This is a genomic window from Mycobacterium asiaticum (assembly GCF_001673635.1).
In the GTDB taxonomy this organism is placed as follows: domain Bacteria; phylum Actinomycetota; class Actinomycetes; order Mycobacteriales; family Mycobacteriaceae; genus Mycobacterium; species Mycobacterium asiaticum_C.
The window spans coordinates 82173-100089 of record NZ_LZMH01000066.1 but is presented as its reverse complement, the minus strand read 5'-3'; the positions used below and the strand labels follow the sequence as shown (position 1 = coordinate 100089).

Below are 17917 nucleotides of genomic sequence, written 5' to 3'. Positions count from 1 at the left end.
CGCCGCGCAGCCGCCGCATCGCGGCCGAACGTCATTCCCGTACGCGGCGGCCACGGCTGGGGACACCGGGGCTGGGGACGGCCATGGTGGAACTGGTGGTGGTGACCAGCTAGCGCGAACAGACGCTAAAGCACCCATTTCGTGCCGAAATTGGGTGCTTTAGCGTCTGTTCGCGCCACTTAACGCGGCCCCTGTTACGGGTCGCGGGGGAGGCCCAGCAGGCGCTCGGCGATGATGTTCAGCTGCACCTCCGAGGTGCCGCCGTAGATCGTGGTGGCCCTGCTGGCCAACAGATATTCGCCCCACTTGCCCTGCAGTTGGTCGGGGTCGCCGATCACGGCCTCCGCGCCGAAGGACGCCACCGCGAACTCGGCGTAGCCCTGTCCGGTCCGCATCGACAACAGCTTGGAGATCGCGGCCGAGGGCATGGCGTCGCCGCCGGCCAGTGTCAGCAGTGTGGAGCGCAAATTCAGCACCTTGGCGGCGTGGCCCTCGGCGATCAGTTGCCCGGCGCGGTGCTGAGCCACCTGGTCGAACTGCCCGTCCCGGACGAACTCGACGAACTGCGGCAGGGTGGCCAGGAAGTTGGCGTCACTGCTGCCGATCGAGACCCGTTCCGCGGTCAGGGTATTGCGGCTGACCTCCCAGCCCCGGTTCACTTCGCCCAATACGCACTCGTCGGGCACGAACACGTCGTCGATGTAGACCGTGTTGAACATCTCGTGACCGGTGAGCTCGCGCAACGGCTTGACCGTCACCCCCTTGGCCTTCATGTCCATCAGGAAGTAGGTGATGCCGTTGTGCTTGGGGGCGCTCGGGTCCGTTCGCGCCAGCAGGGCGCCCCACTGGGAGTACTGCGCGGCGGTGGTCCAGATCTTCTGGCCGGTGATGCGCCACCCGCCGTCCACCCTGGTCGCCTTGGTGGACAACCCCGCCAGATCCGAGCCGGCCCCCGGCTCGGAAAACAGCTGGCACCAGATCATCTCGCCGCGGAAGGTCGGCGGCAGGAAACGCTGCTTTTGCTCCTCGGTGCCGAACGCGACGATGGACGGAATGATCCAGGCGGCGATGCCGACCTGTGGCCGCTTCACCCGCCCGCTGGCGAACTCCTGGGCGATGATGATCTGCTCGACCGGATTCGACGCCCGGCCCCAGGGCCTGGGTAGATACGGCAGCACCCACCCGGCCTCGGCGATCGCCACGGCGCGGGCCGGCCGGTCCATCTTCTTCAATGCGGCGACCTCGCCGCGGATGGCGGCCCGCAGCTCCTCGGTCTCCGGGTCCAGATCGATGTTCACCTCGCGCATCCCGGTGGTGGTCGCGGTGTCGACGACCCGCTGCGGATACTCCGAGCTGCGGCCGAACGAGGCGGCCAGCATCAGCGCCCGGCGGTAGTACACGTTGGTGTCGTGTTCCCAGGTGAAACCGATGCCACCGTGCACCTGAATGCAGTCCTGGGTGCAGCGCTGAGCGGCGGCCGGTGCCAGGGTGGCGGCCACGGCCGCGGCGAATTCGAGGTGGTTGTTCGTGCCCTCCAGGCCATCGCGCAGCTCGTCCAATGCGCGCGCGGCGTCCCATACCGCCGCGGTGGCCCGCTCGGTGTCGGCGACCATCTCCGCGCATTTGTGCTTGATGGCCTGGAACTGCCCGATCGGCCGACCGAACTGCTCGCGGATCTTCGCGTAGCCCGACGCGGTGTCGGTGGCCCAGCGCGCCACACCCACCGCCTCCGCCGACAGCAACGTCGTCATCAGCGCGTGTGCGGTCGTCATGCTCAGGTTGTTCAGCACCACATCGTCGCCGACTTCCACGGCGTTGGCCCGCACGTGAGCGATCGGCCGCAGCGGATCCAGGCTCTGTACCGACTCGATCTCCAGCTGCTCGGCGCGCAGCACCACCCACTCTTCGCCGCTGTCGATCGCGACCGGCAGGACCAGCACCGAGGCCTGCGCGGCGGCCGGGACCGCGCGCGCTTCACCGCGGATCACCAGGACGTCGCCGTGGCGGGTGGCGGTCAACCCGGAGTCCAGGGCATAGGTGGCGATCGTCGCACCCGTAGCCAGCTCGGCGAGCACCTTGGCGTCGGGGTCGTGGGCGGCCACCAGCGCGCTGGCGATCACTGACGGCACGAACGGACCGGGCACCGCCCCGTAACCGAACTCGGCGAGCACGATCGCCAGTTCGAGGATGCCGAAGCCCTGCCCGCCGACCGAGTCGGACAGGTGTACGCCCTGCAGGCCCTGCTCGGCGGCGGCCTGCCAGTACGGCGGCGGATTCTCGAGCGGCGTCTCCATGGCCGCGTGCAGCACCTCCGACGGCGCGACGCGGGCCACCAGGGACCGCACCGAGTCGGCCAGGTCTTGATGTTCGGGGCTGATTGCGATCGGCATTGGTCGCCTTCCCTGTGATCGGTTCGCCTACGCGGCCGTCTTCAAGCTAACAACCACTTGAAGCTAACAACCACTTGGTTGGTCACGCCGCTAGGCCCACCGATTGCCGATCCATTCGGCAATCACGTCGGCCTGCTCGTCGCGGGCACCCGGGGTGGTGAAGTAGTGGTCGGTGTCGATGGCGGTCGCAGCCTTGTCGGCGCCGGCCAGCGCGTCAAAGATGCGTTGCGCGTCGGAGGGGAAGACGCCGGTGTCGGCCTCGGCGTTGATGACCAGCGCCGGGCAGGTGATGCGGTTCAGGTGCGGCTCGGCGCGGGTCTGCGCCGTGCGCATGCTCCACATGCCCAACCAGTTGCGCAGCGTGCACGCCGCGGCGATGCCACGGGTGGAACGGTTCGCCTTCACCGGAGTTCCCGCATAGCACCAATTCGCCTGCCGCTTGGTGGGTTCGATGCTGGGGTCCACCATGCGCGGGTCGGCCCAGGTGCGCATCACCGTGAACGGCCGATCGGAAAAGCCGGCCCCCGAGATGCGTTCGAGTTCGGCCTCGGCCCAGTCGGTGATCGCGTGATTCCGCGCCAGCTGGGCGGCGCGATAGCGCTCGATGAACTCCGGCGAGTAGGGCGGGCCGTTGCGCTCGTCGAACAAGTCCAGTTCGGGATGGGTTGCCACCGGGTCGTTCTCGTCGACGACGGCACCGTCCATCCAGGCGGTGAGCACGTCCGGGCGTCCGGGATGCGCCGCGGTGGCCACGTAGCCGTCGGCCGGTAGCAGCTCGGTCAGGCCCTTCGCCGGCCGCATGCCCGCCAGCGGGGTCACATTCGGTTCGACCGCCTGCGACTGGTATGCTGACATCAACGATCCGCCACCGGAGTTTCCCAGCAGCACAACGGTTTCGACGTCCGCGACGTCGCGGAGCCACTGCACCCCCACCCCGATGTCGACCAGCGCGTGATCGAGCAGGAAGCTGCTCTCGAATCCGCGGAACCTGGTATTCCAGCCCAAAAATCCGATACCGCGCGCGGCCATATAGTCCGCGATGTAATGCTCGGAGAAGTCGATCTGGTAGTGGGTGGCGATCATCGCCACCTTCGGTTTGTGCCCCTCGGCGCGGTGATAAAGCCCCTGGCAGGGATGCCCGCCGGCGCCGGCGCGTTCGGCGGTCGGTGACGGCAGTCCGATGAATTCACGGCTGATGGCGGTCAATTCGGCACGTCCTCCTGGCTGTAGATGGCCCGGTAGTAGATGTTCGCCAGAGTCCGGATGCAGGCGTCGTCGTCGGGTGCCGGGGTGCGGGTGAGCTGGATGAAACAGAACTGATTGAACATCGCAACGATCGCCTCGGCCAGCAGTTGCGGGTCATCGTTGTTGCAAAATCCTTGACGCTGAGCGCGTCTCACTGACTCGGCAATGAATGCGATTGGAACCGCACATATCTCGGCCCAGTACTGGGCGAAGTCGTCGCTGACCATCGCCAGCTGGGAGATGCTGATCATCTCGGCCAGGCGATGCCGATACGTGTGCCAGTGAGCGGCGGCCGCCTGGTGTGCCCGTTCGCGCTCGGAGAGGCCGTGTTGGGTCACCGTGACGGCCCGCTGGTTGGCCTCGTCGCGGAACCGCAGCGCCCATTGGCGGACCATCTCCTCCTTGGAGTCGTAGTAGTTGTAGAACGACGCCGCCGACCGGCCGGCTTCGGCGGCGATATCGGCAATGGTGGTGGCAAGAATTCCTTTGCGCGCGATCACGGTTCGCGCGGCTTCGTCGATGGCGGCCTGGGTCCGCCGACCACGGAGGGTCGGAAAGGACGCACGGCCCGAGCCCGGCCCGGCGGGTGCTGCCGAAGCTGCCACCTGCACCTTCCTGGAAGGAAACTGAACCTGATGTTAGATTCAGGTTTGGATCTTAATCATGGGAGTCGCGAAATGATCAAGCCGCACAACACCAACACCGAATTCGAGCTCGGCGGAATCAACCACGTCGCGCTGGTCTGCTCCGATATGGCGCGCACGGTGGACTTCTACAGCAACGTCCTGGGCATGCCGCTGATCAAGTCGCTTGACCTGCCCGGCGGTGCGGGTCAGCACTTCTTCTTCGATGCCGGCAACGGAGACTGCGTCGCGTTCTTCTGGTTCGCCGAAGCGCCCGACCGGGTGCCGGGTATCTCTTCGCCCGGCGCGCTGCCGGGTCTGGGCGACATCACCAGCGCCGTCAGTACGATGAACCACCTCGCCTTCCACGTTCCGGCGGAGAAGTTCGACGCCTACCGCCAGCGGCTGAAGGACAAGGGCGTGCGGGTGGGCCCGGTGCTCAACCACGACGAGAGTCCGATGCAGGTATCCGCCACGGTGCATCCCGGGGTGTACGTCCGCTCGTTCTACTTCCAGGACCCCGATGGGATCATGCTTGAATTCGCCTGCTGGGTAAGGGAATTCACCGACGCTGACACCCCGGCGGTACCCAAGACCGAAGCCGACCGGCGGCCACCGGTGGCGGCCGCCCAGGCATGACCGAGGCGATTCTCAGCGACCGCCAGATCGCCGCCCTAACGCCGGAGCAGCGACGCGAGCTGATCACCCGGCTCGAGGCGCCGTTGAGTGAGCTGGAGGACCCGGCCACCCTCAACCGGATGCGGCACATCCGATTGGGCCTGATCGTCGGTGGTCTGATCGCGATGATCCCGTGGATGGCCTACCTCGCGCTGACGCTGCCGCAGAAGTACGTCGCGCACAACTGGCCGATCACCTGGGTGGGCTTCGACCTGCTGCTGGTCGGGTTCATGGCGGCCACCGCGGTGCTGGGTTACCTGCGCCGCCAGTTGCTGGTGCTCACCGCTTTCACCACGGGGGTCCTGCTCATCTGCGATGCCTGGTTCGACCTGATGACCGCGGGTCCCGACGACGCGGCGTTGTCGGTGGTGACCGCGCTGCTGATCTCGGTGCCGATGGCTTATCTGCTGATCTCCGGGGCGTTGCGGGTGATGCGCCTGACCTGGATGCGCCTCTGGCTCCATCCCGACATGCGGTTGTGGCAGGTGCCGTTGATGCCCTAGGGCTCAGGGCCTTACCGGGCTGTACAAGCTGGGCTCGGTGAGTTCCACCAGCAGCGACGCCAGGTGATCAGCCAGTTCGTCGGGTTCCATGTGCACATCACCGGACAGCCACGCGCTCAACGTCTGTCCGACGCCGCCGACGGCGAAGTGTGCCCCCGCTTTGACCCGGTCGTTCGCCGGCGCCCCCATCGCAGTCACCACGTGTTGGCCGGACAGCAGGGCGAAAAACATCGTCGACTCGCCCCGCTTGCGCATTACTACGGCATTGGCGAGGTGGGTGCTGAACAGCAGCCGACCGATGCGGGCGTCGCCGGCGATGGTCCGCACCAGGTGAGCCATACCGGCCCGCGGTTGCTCCTCCGCCGGCACGCCGGAGATCGCCGACTGCATGCTGCCGGCCAGTCCGGCAATCACCCAGTCGTAGACGCGGGCGACGAAGTCGTCTTTGTCGGTGAAGCTTTCGTAGAAATATCGCGCCGACAGGCCCGCGGCCTGGCACAGATTACGGACGGTGAGCTCGGTGGCGTTCGGGTCCTCGGCCCCGAGCAGGTCCAAGCCGGCGGCCAGCAGCTGGTTGCGGCGCACGGCCAGTCGCTGGGTTGCATCGACGCCGCGGTAGGGCCGCGCGCTCGACGCTTCGGCATCCATGGACACCATCTTGACATCAGAATGCGAAGCAGCCAAAATTTGGAAACGTGTGTTATCAGAATTCGCCGGACTCGTGGGGGGTTGCAGGGTGACGATCGAACAGATTGAGAGGACTCGCGTCCCACATGTGGAGAGGCCGATCTCGGATCCGCCGCGGCCGCAGGGCAAAGTGCGTCGGCGCATCGCCGGTGACTTCGGCCTGATGGGAGTAGCCCTGCTGGCCGGACCCGCTAACGTCATCATGGAGCTGTCGCGGCCGGGTGTCGGGCATGGCGTGGCGGAGAGCCGCGTGGAAAGCGGACGCATCGACCGCCACCCGATCAAGCGGGCCCGCACCACCTTTACCTACATCGCGGTGGCCAATGCGGGAACTGACGCGCAGAAGGCGGCGTTCCGCCGGGCCGTGAACCGGGCGCACGCACAGGTGTACTCCACCCCCGAGAGTCCGGTCTCCTACAACGCTTTCGACCCCGAACTGCAGTTGTGGGTCGCTGCTTGCATCTACAAGGGAACGATCGACGTCTACCGCCTCTTCGTCGGGGAGATCGACGACGAGGATGCAGACCGGCTGTATCAGCAGGGCATGGCGATCGGAACGACGCTGCAGGTGCCGCCCGAGATGTGGCCGGCCGACCGGGCCGCCTTCGACAAGTACTGGCAGGAGTCGCTGGACCAGGTGCACATCGACGACACCGTCCGCGAGTTCCTGTACCCGATCGCAGTGGCGCGGATCCGGGGATTGCCATTGCCCGGCTGGGTGCGAAGTCCGTTGGAGCAGTTCAACCTGCTGATCACCTCTGGGTTCTTGCCGCAGCGGTTCCGGGACGAAATGGGGTTCACCTGGGACGACGACCGCCAACAGCGTTTCGACCTGGTGATGGAGGTACTCGCGACGGTCAACGCGATGCTGCCGCGCATCGTCCGGGAGTTCCCGTTCAACCTGATGCTGTGGGATCTGGACCGGCGGATCAAAAAGCGCCTTCCGCTCGTGTAACGCCGGCAAGGCCCCGTCCGGGCCGACATCCAGCCTATTGAAAACGATTATCAACTTCAGTACTCTCCCTGGACGAGGGAGCTGGCACAGCCCTGCCAGCGGAGGAGTACTTGATGACGGCCCCGATTTGGATGGCCTCACCGCCGGAGGTGCATTCGGCGCTGCTCAGCAGCGGTCCCGGACCCGGCCCGATGCTGGCGTCCGCGGCGGCATGGTGGGTGCTGAGCGCGCAGTACAGCGAAATCGCTGACGAACTCACCGCGCTGCTGGGCGCCGTGCAGGGTGGCGCCTGGGAGGGGCCGAGTGCCGAACAGTATGTGGCCGCCCATGTGCCGTACCTGGTTTGGCTGGCGCAGGCGAGCGCTCGCAGTGCGAACGCGGCCGGGCAAGCCGAAGCCGCGGCCGCCGCGTACACCGCCGCATTGGCCGCCATGCCGACACTGGTCGAGCTGGCGACCAATCACGCCATCCACGGCGTGCTGGTGGCGACGAACTTCTTCGGGATCAACACGATCCCGATCGCGCTCAACGAGGCCGACTACGCGCGGATGTGGATCCAGGCGGCGGCAACGATGACGGCCTATCAGGCGGCGTCCGAGGGCGCGGTGGCGTCGACGGCGTCGGTAACCCCCGCGCCGCAGATCGTTGCTGCCGAAGACGACCACGACCACGAGGAAGGCGAAGAGGGGCACGACGACCACGAGGACCACGAGGGCCACGATCACGGGGATCCCACCCCGTTGGACTATCTCGTCGCCGACCTGCTGCGGGCGCTCACGGGTGGGCAGATCGACTGGGATCCGTTGGAGGGCACGCTCAACGGGGTCCACATGCACGACATCACCGACGCGACCCAACCCAGCTGGTGGGTTGCCCGGTCCCTGGAATTCGGGCAGCAGTTCGAAACGTTCGTCCAGCAGCTGTTCACCAATCCGGCGGGCGCGCTGGAGTATGTCGTCGAGCTTGCCGAATTCGACTGGCCGACCCACCTCGCGCAGCTCGCGCCGCTGGTGCAGTCTCCGCAGTTGCTGGCCGCCGCGCTCGGCGGCGCCATCGCCAACCTGGGCTCGGTGACCGGGCTGGCCGGGTTGTCGGGGCTCGCGGCGATTCAGCCGGCCGCGATCCCGGCCATCGTCCCGCCGATCGCCGAGGCATCAATGCTGCCCACCGTCGGGACGGCGCCATCGGTCGTCGCCTCGGCCGCAACCGCAGCCCCCGCACCCAGCACGGCGACCACGGTTTCGGGCACCGCCGCCGGCGCCGGAACACCACCGGCGGCCGGCGGTCCGGCCGCGGGCATGGGCTACCCGTTTCTGATCGGTGGCGGACCCGGGATCGGATTCGGCTCGGGCATGAGTGCCACTACGAGCGCCAGCAGGAAGGCGTCGGAGCCGGACGCCGCGGCCGTGGCCGCCGCGGCGGCCGCGCGGGAACAGGCGCGCCGACGCCGTCGCCGACGGTCGGGGCTGCACGAGCACGGCGACGAGTTTGCGGATATGAACGTCGGCGTCGATCCCGACTGGGACCCGGCGCCTGACGAGCTCGCCTCGGCGACCGCGTCGGTGCACGGCGCCGGTGACATGGGCTTCGCCGGCACGGTGCGTAGGGGCGCGGTAGCTGATGTGGCCGGGCTGACGGCGTTGGCCGACGACGAGTTCGGTGGCGGTCCACGCGAGCCGATGCTGCCCGGCACTTGGGATCTCGAACGCGGATAGGGTGTTGGGGTGCGCAGTGACGGTGACACCTGGGACATCACGACGAGTGTGGGATCGACCGCGCTTTTCGTAGCGACCGCGCGGGCTTTGGAGGCGCAGAAACCCGAGCCGCTGGCGGTTGATCCCTATGCGGAACTGTTCTGCCGTGCCGTCGGCGGTTCCTGGGCCGACGTGCTGGACGGCAAAGCCCCCGACCACGACCTCAAGAGCGAGGACTTCGGTCGCCACTTCGTGGACTTCCAGGGCGCCCGCACCAGGTACTTTGACGCCTATTTCGAGCGCGCCGCTGCCGCGGGTGCGCGGCAGGTCGTCGTCCTGGCGGCCGGACTGGATTCGCGGGCTTACCGGCTGCCCTGGCCGGATGGCACGACGGTCTTCGAGCTGGATCAGCCACAGGTTCTCGACTTCAAGCGGGAGGTGCTCGGCCAACACGGCGTGCAACCGCGCGCCGAGCGTCGGGAGATCGCTGTCGATCTACGGCAGGATTGGCCGCAAGCGTTGCAGGACAGCGGTTTTGATCCCACCCAGTTCTCGGCCTGGATCGCTGAGGGACTGTTGATCTATCTGCCCGCAGCCGCCCAGGAGCAGCTTTTCTCCGGCATCGACGCGCTGGCCTGTCCGGGTAGTCATGTCGCCGTCGAGGACGGCACTCCGCTCCCGGAGGATGAATTCCTGGCCAAGGTCGAGGAGGAACGCGCCACTTCGGATGGCGAGCAGCGCCCGTTCTTCCAGCTGGTCTACAACGAGCGGTGCGCGCCGGCCACCGAGTGGTTCGGTGGGCATGGCTGGACCGCGATCGGAACGCCGCTCAACGAGTACCTGCGTGAGGTGGGGCGGCCGATACCGGGCCCCGACTCCGAGGCCGCGGCGATGTTCGCACGCAACACGCTGGTCAGCGCCGCCAAGCCCTGACCCGGACGGGGAACTTGGCAGCCGTGCGCTCCGACTACTGACTATGTGCGGCTGCGACAAACTTCACCGGGATCGTATTCATTCCCAACCTGTGCGATAGGCCCGACTATGTGCGGGTGCGCTTCGAGCTGGCCTACGCGATGACCATCGGTCATGGCGCCGGCGGCGCATGTACCGGCACCCGCCGTTGTTAATGAAAATCATATTCAGTAAGCTGCTAGCCTGGTGGCCGGTCCGTAATGGATCGAGAAATCTCGCAGGTCAGCGGCGTAGGACGGGAGTGTTTGTGCTGAATCGCACGCTTTTCGCCGCCTCGACAGTTAGCTTAGGGAATGCTAACTTCGGGTGGCTAACCTCAGGCGGAGCTGGGCGGAGTTAGCCGGTGGCGACCTTAACTACTTCAGGAGACGGCGGGGGCGTGGAACGCGGTGATATCGGCATGCTTGCGGCTAAACCCCTCGCATCCCGGACAGTCGGCAGGGTAGACAGCGACGTCGTCAGCAGGTTTGCTACCTGCTGCCGTGCCCTGGGCATTGCCGTCTACGAGCGGCAGCGGCCCGCGGACCTTGATGCGGCCCGCTCGGGGTTCAGTGCGCTCACCCGGATCGCGCACGAGCAGTGCGATGCCTGGACCGGCCTGGCTGCCGCGGGTGACACCTCCCCGCACGTGCTGGAACAGGTGGCCCGCACCGCGGCCACGGCCGGGGTGTTGCAACGACAGGTCGAACTCGAGCGCGGCGCCCTTGGTTTCCGTTACGACACCGGCCTTTACCTTCAGTTCCGCGCCACCGGCCCAGACGATTTCCAGCTGGCCTACGCGGCGGCCCTCGCGTCTGCCGGCGGCCCGGCCGAATACGCCCGCGCCTATGAGATCGTCAGCAGCATCGCCGAGCGTCGGCCCAAGTTGCGCGAGGCCCGCTGGATCGCCGTCGTCATCAATTACCGCGCCGAGCGCTGGTCGGACGTCGTCAAGCTGCTGACCCCGATCGTCAACGACCCCGATCTGGACGGTGCATTCGCGCATGCGGTGAAGATCGCCCTGGGCACCGCGCTGGCCCGGCTCGGCATGTTCGCCCCGGCACTGTCGTATCTCGAGGAGCCCGAAGGCCCCATCGCGGTCGCCGCGGTCGACGGCGCGCTGGCCAAAGCGCTTGCATTGCGGGCACATGTCGACGAAGAGGCCGCCAGCGAGGTGCTGCACGAGCTGTACGCGGCCAATCCCGAGAACGAAGAGATCGAGCAGGCGCTCTCGGATCCGAGCTTCGGCATGGTCACCACAACCGCGGCCCGCATCGAGGCACGCACCGATCCGTGGAACCACGAAACCGAGCCCAGCGACGCCGATTTCGTCGATCCGGGCGCCCGGGAGCGTAAAGCCGCACTGCTGGCCGAGGCCGAAGTGCAGCTCAACGAGTTCATCGGGCTGGACGAGGTCAAGAACCAGGTGTCGCGGCTGAAGAGTTCGGTCGCCATGGCGGTGCTGCGCCAGCAGCGTGGGCTTGCCGTCGCGCAGCGCACCCACCACCTGGTTTTCGCCGGCCCGCCCGGGACTGGTAAGACCACCATCGCCCGCGTCGTCGCGAAAATATATTGCGGTCTGGGACTTTTGAAGCGGGAGAACATTCGCGAGGTGCACCGCGCCGACCTGATCGGTCAGCACATCGGGGAGACCGAGGCCAAGACCAACGCCATCATCGACAGTGCGCTGGACGGCGTGCTGTTCCTCGACGAGGCCTACGCACTGGTGGCCACCGGGGCCAAAAACGATTTCGGCCTGGTGGCCATCGACACGCTGCTGGCGCGCATGGAAAACGACCGCGACCGGTTGGTGGTCATCATCGCCGGGTATCGCGCCGACCTGGACAAGTTCCTCGACACCAACGAGGGTCTGCGGTCCCGCTTCACTCGTAGCATCGACTTCCCGTCCTATCAGCCCTCCGAGTTGACCGAGATCGCGAATCTCATGGCCCAGCAACGGGACAGCGTCTTCGAGCAGGCGGCGCTGGACAGCATGCAGGCGCTGTTCACCCATCTGGCCGAGACGTCGTCGCCGGACAGCAACGGGATCGCGCGGCGCAGTCTGGACATCGCGGGCAACGGCCGGTTCGTACGAAACATCGTCGAACGGTCGGAGGAGGAACGCGAATTCCGGCTCGACCACTCCGAACAAGCAGGTACGGGTGAATTCACCGACGAGGAATTGATGACCATCACCGCCCAAGATGTCGCCAACACGGTCGCTCCGCTGCTGCGCGGCCTCGGACTGTCGGTACCGGCATGAGCAACAGGAACGAGTTCGACAGCGAGCGGGAGGACGAGCGGCGTTCGTTCACTTCCCGGACGCCGGTCAACGAGAACCCCGACAAGCTGGAGTACCGGCGCGGCTTCGTCACCCGCCATCAGGTGAGTGGCTGGCGGTTCGTGATGCGCCGCATCGCCTCCGGTATCGCGTTGCACGACACCAGGATGCTGGTCGACCCGTTGCGCACCCAGTCCCGGGCGGTGCTGATGGGCGTGCTGCTGCTGATCACCGGATTGATTGGCTGCTTTGTGTTTTCGCTGATCCGGCCGAATGGTCAGGTGGGCAACAACGCGGTGCTGGCGGACCGGTCGACCGCCGCGTTGTATGTGCGGGTCGGTGAGCAGTTGCACCCGGTGCTCAACCTCACCTCGGCCCGGCTGATCGCGGGTCAACCGGTCAATCCGACCACGGTGAAAAGCGCTGAGCTGGACCGCTTTCCGCGTGGCAACCTGATCGGAATCCCCGGTGCCCCCGAGCGCATGGTGCAGAGCAGCTCGCGCGACGCGGACTGGACGGTGTGCGACGGCGTCAGCGGGCAACCCGGCCGCGGCGCGCACAGCACCGGCGTCACCGTGATCGCCGGCCAGCCGGACAGCGAAGGCGCCCGCGCCAGGGCGATCACTTCCGGCCAGGCGATCCTGGTCGACAGCGGCGACGGCAGCTGGCTGCTGTGGGAAGGCAAGCGCAGCCGGATCGACCTCGCCGACCGCGCGGTCACCAATGCCCTGGGGCTCGGTACCGACGTACCGGCGCCGCGGCCGATCGCGCCGGGTCTGTTCAACGCGATTCCGGAGGCGCCGCCGCTGGCCGCGCCGCCCATCCCTAACGCGGGTGCTCCGGCGACCTTCGCCGTGCCCGCGCCGATCGGCGGGGTGTTGGTGTCGTATGCGGTCGACCGCAGTTCGTCGGAGAACATCACCTACTACGCGGTGCTGCCGGACGGGTTGCAGCCGATCTCACCGGTGCTGGCCGCGATCCTGCGCAATACCAACTCCTATGGCCTGCAGCAGCCGCCGCGGCTCGGTGCCGACGACGTCGCCAAGCTCCCGGTGTCGCGCCTGCTGGACAGCAGCCGCTACCCCGCCCAGCCGGTCACGCCGATCAATGTCGGCAGCAACCCGGTCACCTGCGCGTTCTGGACCAAGCCGGCCGGGGCGGCCACGAGTTCGCTGAGCTTGCTCTCGGGTTCGGCACTGCCGGTGGCCGAGGGATTGCACACCGTCGAGTTGGTCGGCGGCGGCGCGAAGGTGGCGCTGGCCCCGGGCACCGGCTACTTCACCCAGACCGTCGGCGGGGGCGCGTCCGCGCCGCCGACCGGATCGCTGTTCTGGGTCTCCGACACCGGAGTCCGCTACGGCATCGACAACGAGGCCGACGGTAGGTCCGGAGCCAATGGTCACGGCAAAGCCGTTGAGGCGCTGGGGCTTCAGTCCCCGCCGCTCGGCATCCCGTGGTCGGTTTTGTCTTTGTTCGCAGCCGGCCCGACGCTGTCGCGTGCCGACGCGTTGCTGGCGCACGATGGCCTGCCGGCCGACAGCCGACCGGGCCGTCCGGTATCCGCCGAAGGGGAGCCCCGATGAGCAGACTGATCTTCGAGGCCCGACGGCGGTTGGCGCCGCCGAGTGCCCGCAAGGGCACCATCACCATCGAGGCGCCGCCCGAGTTGCCGCGGGTGATCCCGCCCTCGCTGTTCCGGCGTGCGATGCCCTACCTGATCGGAATCCTGATCGTCGGCATGATCGTCGCACTGTTCGCCACCGGAATGCGCCTGATTTCGCCGCAGACGCTGTTCTTCCCGTTCGTGCTGTTGCTGGCCGCGACCGCGCTGTACCGCGGCGACAGCAACAAGACCCGGACCGAGGAAGTCGACGCTGAACGGGCCGACTACCTGCGCTACCTGTCGGTGGTTCGGGACAACATCCGGGCCCAGGCGGCCGAGCAACGCGCGGCCGCGCAGTGGTCGCACCCCGAACCGCAGGCCCTCCTTGCGGTGCCCGGGTCGCGTCGTCAGTGGGAGCGGGACCCGGACGACTCCGACTTCCTGGTGGTCCGCGCCGGGCGCCACTCCGCACCGCTGGCCACCACGCTGCGGGTAAGTGACACCGCCGACGAGATCGACCTGGAGCCGGTGTCGCACAGCGCTTTACGCAGCCTGCTCGACACCCAGCGCACGGTCCGCGACGTGCCGACCGGAATCGATCTGACCAAGCTGTCACGCATCACGGTGCTGCCCGGCGCGGCGGGCGATCCCGCCGGGGTGCGGGCAGCGGTGCGGGCGTGGATCGCCCAGGCCGTGACCTGGCACGACCCGACGGTGCTGGGGGTGGCGGTCGCCGCCCGTGATCTCGAGGGCGCCGACTGGTCCTGGCTGAAGTGGTTGCCGCACATCGACATTCCCGGACAGGTCGACGGAGTCGGCCCGGCCCGGTATCTGACCACCGACGCCGACGAGCTGGTCGAGCTGCTGGGGTCGGCGCTCGAAGACCGCCCGGCTTTCACCGGGCGGCCCGTCGACGCGTTGCGCCACTTGTTGATCGTCGTGGATGACCCCGATTACGACCTGAAGGCCTCGACGCTTGCGGTGGGCCGGGCCGGTGTCACCGTGGTGCACCTCTCGGCGACGGCGCCGCACCGGGAGCAGTACTCGGACCCGGAGAAGCCGATCCTCAAGGTCGAGCCCAAAAATGGGAAAAGCACCATCGAACGGTGGCAGACCGGGGGCTGGCAACCCTACGTCGATGAAGCCGACGCGCTCGGCGTGGACGAGGCTTCCCATCTGGCTCGCCGGCTGTCCCGCTGGGACTCCAATCCCACCCACACCGGGCTACGCTCGGCCGCTACCCGCGGGGCCAGCTTCACCACGCTGCTCGGTATTCCGGATGCCTCGCACCTCGACGTGCCGACGCTGTGGGCACCCCGGCCGCGTGACGAGGAGCTGCGCGTCCCGATCGGTGTCACCGCTACCGGCGAGCCCTTGATGTTCGACCTGAAGGACGAAGCCGAGGGCGGGATGGGCCCGCACGGCCTGATGATCGGTATGACCGGTTCCGGCAAGTCCCAGACGTTGATGTCGATTCTGTTGTCGCTGTTGACGACTCATTCCGCTGACCGGCTGATCGTCATCTACGCCGACTTCAAGGGTGAGGCCGGTGCCGACAGCTTCCGCAACTTCCCGCAGGTCGTCGCGGTGATCTCGAACATGGCGGAGAAGAAGTCGCTGGCCGACCGGTTCGCCGACACGCTGCGCGGCGAGGTGGCCCGGCGCGAAATGCTGCTACGGGAGGCCGGCCGCAAGGTGCAGGGCAGCGCGTTCAACTCGGTCACCGAGTATGAGAACGCCATCGCTGCTGGACATGACCTAGCGCCCATCCCCACGCTTTTCGTGGTCGCCGATGAATTCACCCTGATGCTGGCCGATCACCCGGAATACGCGGAGTTGTTCGACTACGTGGCCCGCAAGGGCCGCTCGTTCCGCATCCACATTCTGTTCGCGTCGCAGACGCTGGACGTGGGCAAGATCAAGGACATCGACAAGAACACCTCGTACCGCATCGGTCTGAAGGTGGCCAGCCCCAGCGTGTCTCGTCAGATCATCGGTGTGGAGGATGCCTATCACATCGAATCAGGCAAGGAGCACAAGGGCATTGGGTTCCTGGTGCCCGCACCTGGCGCGGCCCCGATCAAGTTCCGCTCCACTTACGTCGACGGCATCTACGAACCACCCCAGGCGCCAAAGACGTTGGTGGTGCAGTCCGTTCCGGAGCCGAAATTGTTTCCGGCCGGGCGGGTGGAGCCCGATCCGGGCACCATCATCTCCGGGACCGACCAGGAAGAGCAGACCGGCCCGCCGCGCAAGCTCATCGCGACGATCGGCGAGCAGTTGGCCGGCTACGGGCCGCGGGCCCCACAGCTGTGGCTGCCGCCGCTGGACGAGCCGATCCCGCTGACCACCGTGCTGGCCCGTGCCGGGGTGCCCGCGCGCCAATGGCGCTGGCCGCTGGGCGAGGTCGACAAGCCGTTCGAGATGCGTCGCGACCCGCTGGTGTTCGACGCGATGTCGGCGGCCGGGAACATGCTGATCCACGGTGGCCCGAAGTCAGGTAAATCGACTGCGCTGCAGACGTTCATACTGTCGGCGGCCAGCCTGCACTCACCTCGCGAGGTCACCTTCTACTGCCTGGATTACGGCGGCGGACAACTACGCGCCCTGGACGACCTGGCGCACGTCGGGACCGTCGCCACAGCGCTGGAACCCGAACGCATCCGGCGCACCTTCGGCGAGCTGGAGCAGCTGCTGCTGGCCCGCCAACAGCGCGAGGCGTTCCGGGACGCGCCGAACGGACACCACAACGGCTCCAAGCAGAATGACGGGTTCGGCGAGGTCTTCCTGGTCATCGACAACCTCTATGCCTTCGGCCGGGACAACACCGACCAGTTCAACACCCGCAACCCGTTGCTGGCCAAGGTGACCGAATTGGTCAATGTGGGTCTGGCTTACGGCATACACGTGGTCATCACGACGCCGAGCTGGCTGGAGGTGCCGTTGGCGATGCGCGACGGGCTGGGCTTGCGTCTCGAGCTCAAGCTGCACGACGCGCGCGACAGCAACGTGCGGGTGGTCGGTGCGCTGCACCGTCCCGCCGACGCCATTCCCAACGACCAGCCGGGTCGCGGATTGACCATGGCCGCACAGCATTTTCTGTTCGCCGAACCGGAACTGGACCAGATTGCCGTGATCAACGCCCGGTACCCGGGTCAGGTCGCGCCGCCGGTGCGGTTGCTGCCCACCAACCTGGCACCGGCGACCGTCGGCGCGGTGTGGCGTGGGCCGGAGCAAGTCGTCATCGGCCAGCGCGAGCAGGACTTGGCGCCGGTGGTGCACGACTTCGCCGAGAACCCGCTGCTGATGGTGTTCGGCGACAGCAAGTCGGGCAAGACGACGCTGCTGCGCCACATCATCCGCACGGTGCGCGAGCACTCGAGTCCGGACCAGGTGGCGTTCACCGTGCTGGACCGCCGACTGCACCTCGTCGAGGAGCCGTTGTTCCCGGACAACGAGTACACGGCGAACATCGACCGGGTGACGCCGGCGATGATCGGGTTGGCGAACCTGATCGAAGCGCGCCGGCCGCCCGCGGGGCTGACGCCGGCCGAGCTGTCGCGCTGGACCTATGACGGCCACACCCACTACCTGATCATCGATGACGTGGACCAGATCCCGGACTCGGCGGCAACCAGCGGGCCCTACCTCGGGCAGCGTCCCTGGTCCCCGCTCATCGGACTGCTCGGGCAGGCCGCCGACCTGGGGCTGCGGGTTATCGTCACCGGACGCGCGTCCGGATCCGCACACGGGCTGATGACGAATCCGTTGCTGCGCAGGTTCAACGACCTGCAGGCCACCACGCTGATGTTGGCCGGTAACCCGCAGGACAGCGGGAAGATCCGCGGGCAGCGATTCAGCCGGCTGCCCGCCGGACGGGGAATCCTGCTGTCCGACAGCGATACTCCGACCTTCGTGCAATTGATCAACCCCCTCGCCGGCGAGGGCGCAATATTCGGTGAAACGCACCAGAAGGGAAGTCAGTCATGACGTTGCGAGTGGTTCCTGAAGGATTGGCCGCCGCGAGCGCCGCAGTGGAGGCGCTGACGGCGAAGCTGGCGGCCGCGCATGCCGCGGCAGCGCCGCTGATCACCGCGGTGGTGCCACCGGCGGCGGACCCGGTGTCACTGCAGACCGCCGCCGGGTTCAGTGCGCAGGGTCAGGAGCACGCGGTCGTCGCGGCTCAGGGTGTCGAGGAACTGGGTCGCGCCGGCGTCGGTGTGGGCGACGCAGGCGTCAGCTACCTCGCCGGTGACGCGGCGGCCGCTGCGACGTACGGCATCTCGGGCGGCTGACTGTGCCATTCG

The 17917-nt window shown here is 67.3% G+C and carries 13 protein-coding genes; 9 read left to right on the top strand and 4 right to left on the bottom strand.

The window, feature by feature from the left end:
* Positions 1–194: 194 nt before the first annotated feature.
* The 3 genes from A5645_RS18555 to A5645_RS18545 all read right to left on the bottom strand — a co-directional run bounded on the left by A5645_RS18555 (position 195) and on the right by A5645_RS18545 (position 4240).
* On the bottom strand, positions 195–2390 hold the full coding sequence (locus A5645_RS18555) for an acyl-CoA dehydrogenase family protein (RefSeq protein WP_065130605.1): 2196 nt from the start codon (positions 2388–2390) through the stop codon (positions 195–197).
* Between the two features lie 90 nt (positions 2391–2480).
* Positions 2481–3596, bottom strand: a complete 1116-nt coding sequence (locus A5645_RS18550; protein ID WP_172830562.1) for an alpha/beta hydrolase — start codon at positions 3594–3596, stop codon at positions 2481–2483.
* Positions 3593–4240, bottom strand: coding sequence for a TetR/AcrR family transcriptional regulator (locus A5645_RS18545; protein WP_065130617.1), 648 nt, complete (start codon positions 4238–4240; stop codon positions 3593–3595). The genes A5645_RS18550 and A5645_RS18545 overlap by 4 nt, the downstream gene beginning before the upstream one ends.
* A gap of 72 nt (positions 4241–4312) precedes the next feature.
* Between A5645_RS18545 and A5645_RS18540 the strand changes: the two genes are divergently transcribed.
* Both A5645_RS18540 and A5645_RS18535 read left to right on the top strand, forming a co-directional pair.
* On the top strand, positions 4313–4897 hold the full coding sequence (locus A5645_RS18540) for a VOC family protein (RefSeq protein WP_065035669.1): 585 nt from the start codon (positions 4313–4315) through the stop codon (positions 4895–4897).
* Entirely contained in the window at positions 4894–5439 is a 546-nt protein-coding gene (locus A5645_RS18535; protein WP_065035668.1) for a hypothetical protein, read from the top strand. The genes A5645_RS18540 and A5645_RS18535 overlap by 4 nt, the downstream gene beginning before the upstream one ends.
* A 3-nt stretch (positions 5440–5442) precedes the next feature.
* Here the strand turns inward: A5645_RS18535 and A5645_RS18530 are convergent, their stop codons facing one another.
* Complete coding sequence (locus A5645_RS18530) at positions 5443–6096, bottom strand: TetR/AcrR family transcriptional regulator (RefSeq protein ID WP_065035667.1); 654 nt, start codon at positions 6094–6096, stop codon at positions 5443–5445.
* 79 nt (positions 6097–6175) lie between these two features.
* Between A5645_RS18530 and A5645_RS18525 the strand changes: the two genes are divergently transcribed.
* The 7 genes from A5645_RS18525 to A5645_RS18495 all read left to right on the top strand — a co-directional run bounded on the left by A5645_RS18525 (position 6176) and on the right by A5645_RS18495 (position 17905).
* Positions 6176–7081, top strand: coding sequence for an oxygenase MpaB family protein (locus A5645_RS18525; RefSeq protein WP_065130604.1), 906 nt, complete (start codon positions 6176–6178; stop codon positions 7079–7081).
* A 113-nt stretch (positions 7082–7194) separates the two neighbouring features.
* Positions 7195–8796, top strand: coding sequence for a PPE family protein (locus tag A5645_RS18520; RefSeq protein ID WP_065035665.1), 1602 nt, complete (start codon positions 7195–7197; stop codon positions 8794–8796).
* A 9-nt stretch (positions 8797–8805) separates the two neighbouring features.
* Positions 8806–9708: a class I SAM-dependent methyltransferase gene (locus A5645_RS18515; protein WP_065130603.1), complete on the top strand. Its 903-nt coding sequence runs from the start codon at positions 8806–8808 to the stop codon at positions 9706–9708.
* A gap of 418 nt (positions 9709–10126) precedes the next feature.
* Positions 10127–11989, top strand: a complete 1863-nt coding sequence (gene eccA / locus A5645_RS18510) for a type VII secretion AAA-ATPase EccA (RefSeq protein ID WP_065130602.1) — start codon at positions 10127–10129, stop codon at positions 11987–11989.
* Positions 11986–13590: a type VII secretion protein EccB gene (gene eccB / locus A5645_RS18505; RefSeq protein ID WP_065130601.1), complete on the top strand. Its 1605-nt coding sequence runs from the start codon at positions 11986–11988 to the stop codon at positions 13588–13590. Before eccA ends, eccB begins: the two co-directional genes overlap by 4 nt.
* Positions 13587–17600: a type VII secretion protein EccCa gene (gene eccCa, locus A5645_RS18500; protein ID WP_065130600.1), complete on the top strand. Its 4014-nt coding sequence runs from the start codon at positions 13587–13589 to the stop codon at positions 17598–17600. The genes eccB and eccCa overlap by 4 nt, the downstream gene beginning before the upstream one ends.
* Positions 17597–17905: a PE family protein gene (locus A5645_RS18495; RefSeq protein ID WP_065130599.1), complete on the top strand. Its 309-nt coding sequence runs from the start codon at positions 17597–17599 to the stop codon at positions 17903–17905. Before eccCa ends, A5645_RS18495 begins: the two co-directional genes overlap by 4 nt.
* Positions 17906–17917 lie beyond the last annotated feature (12 nt).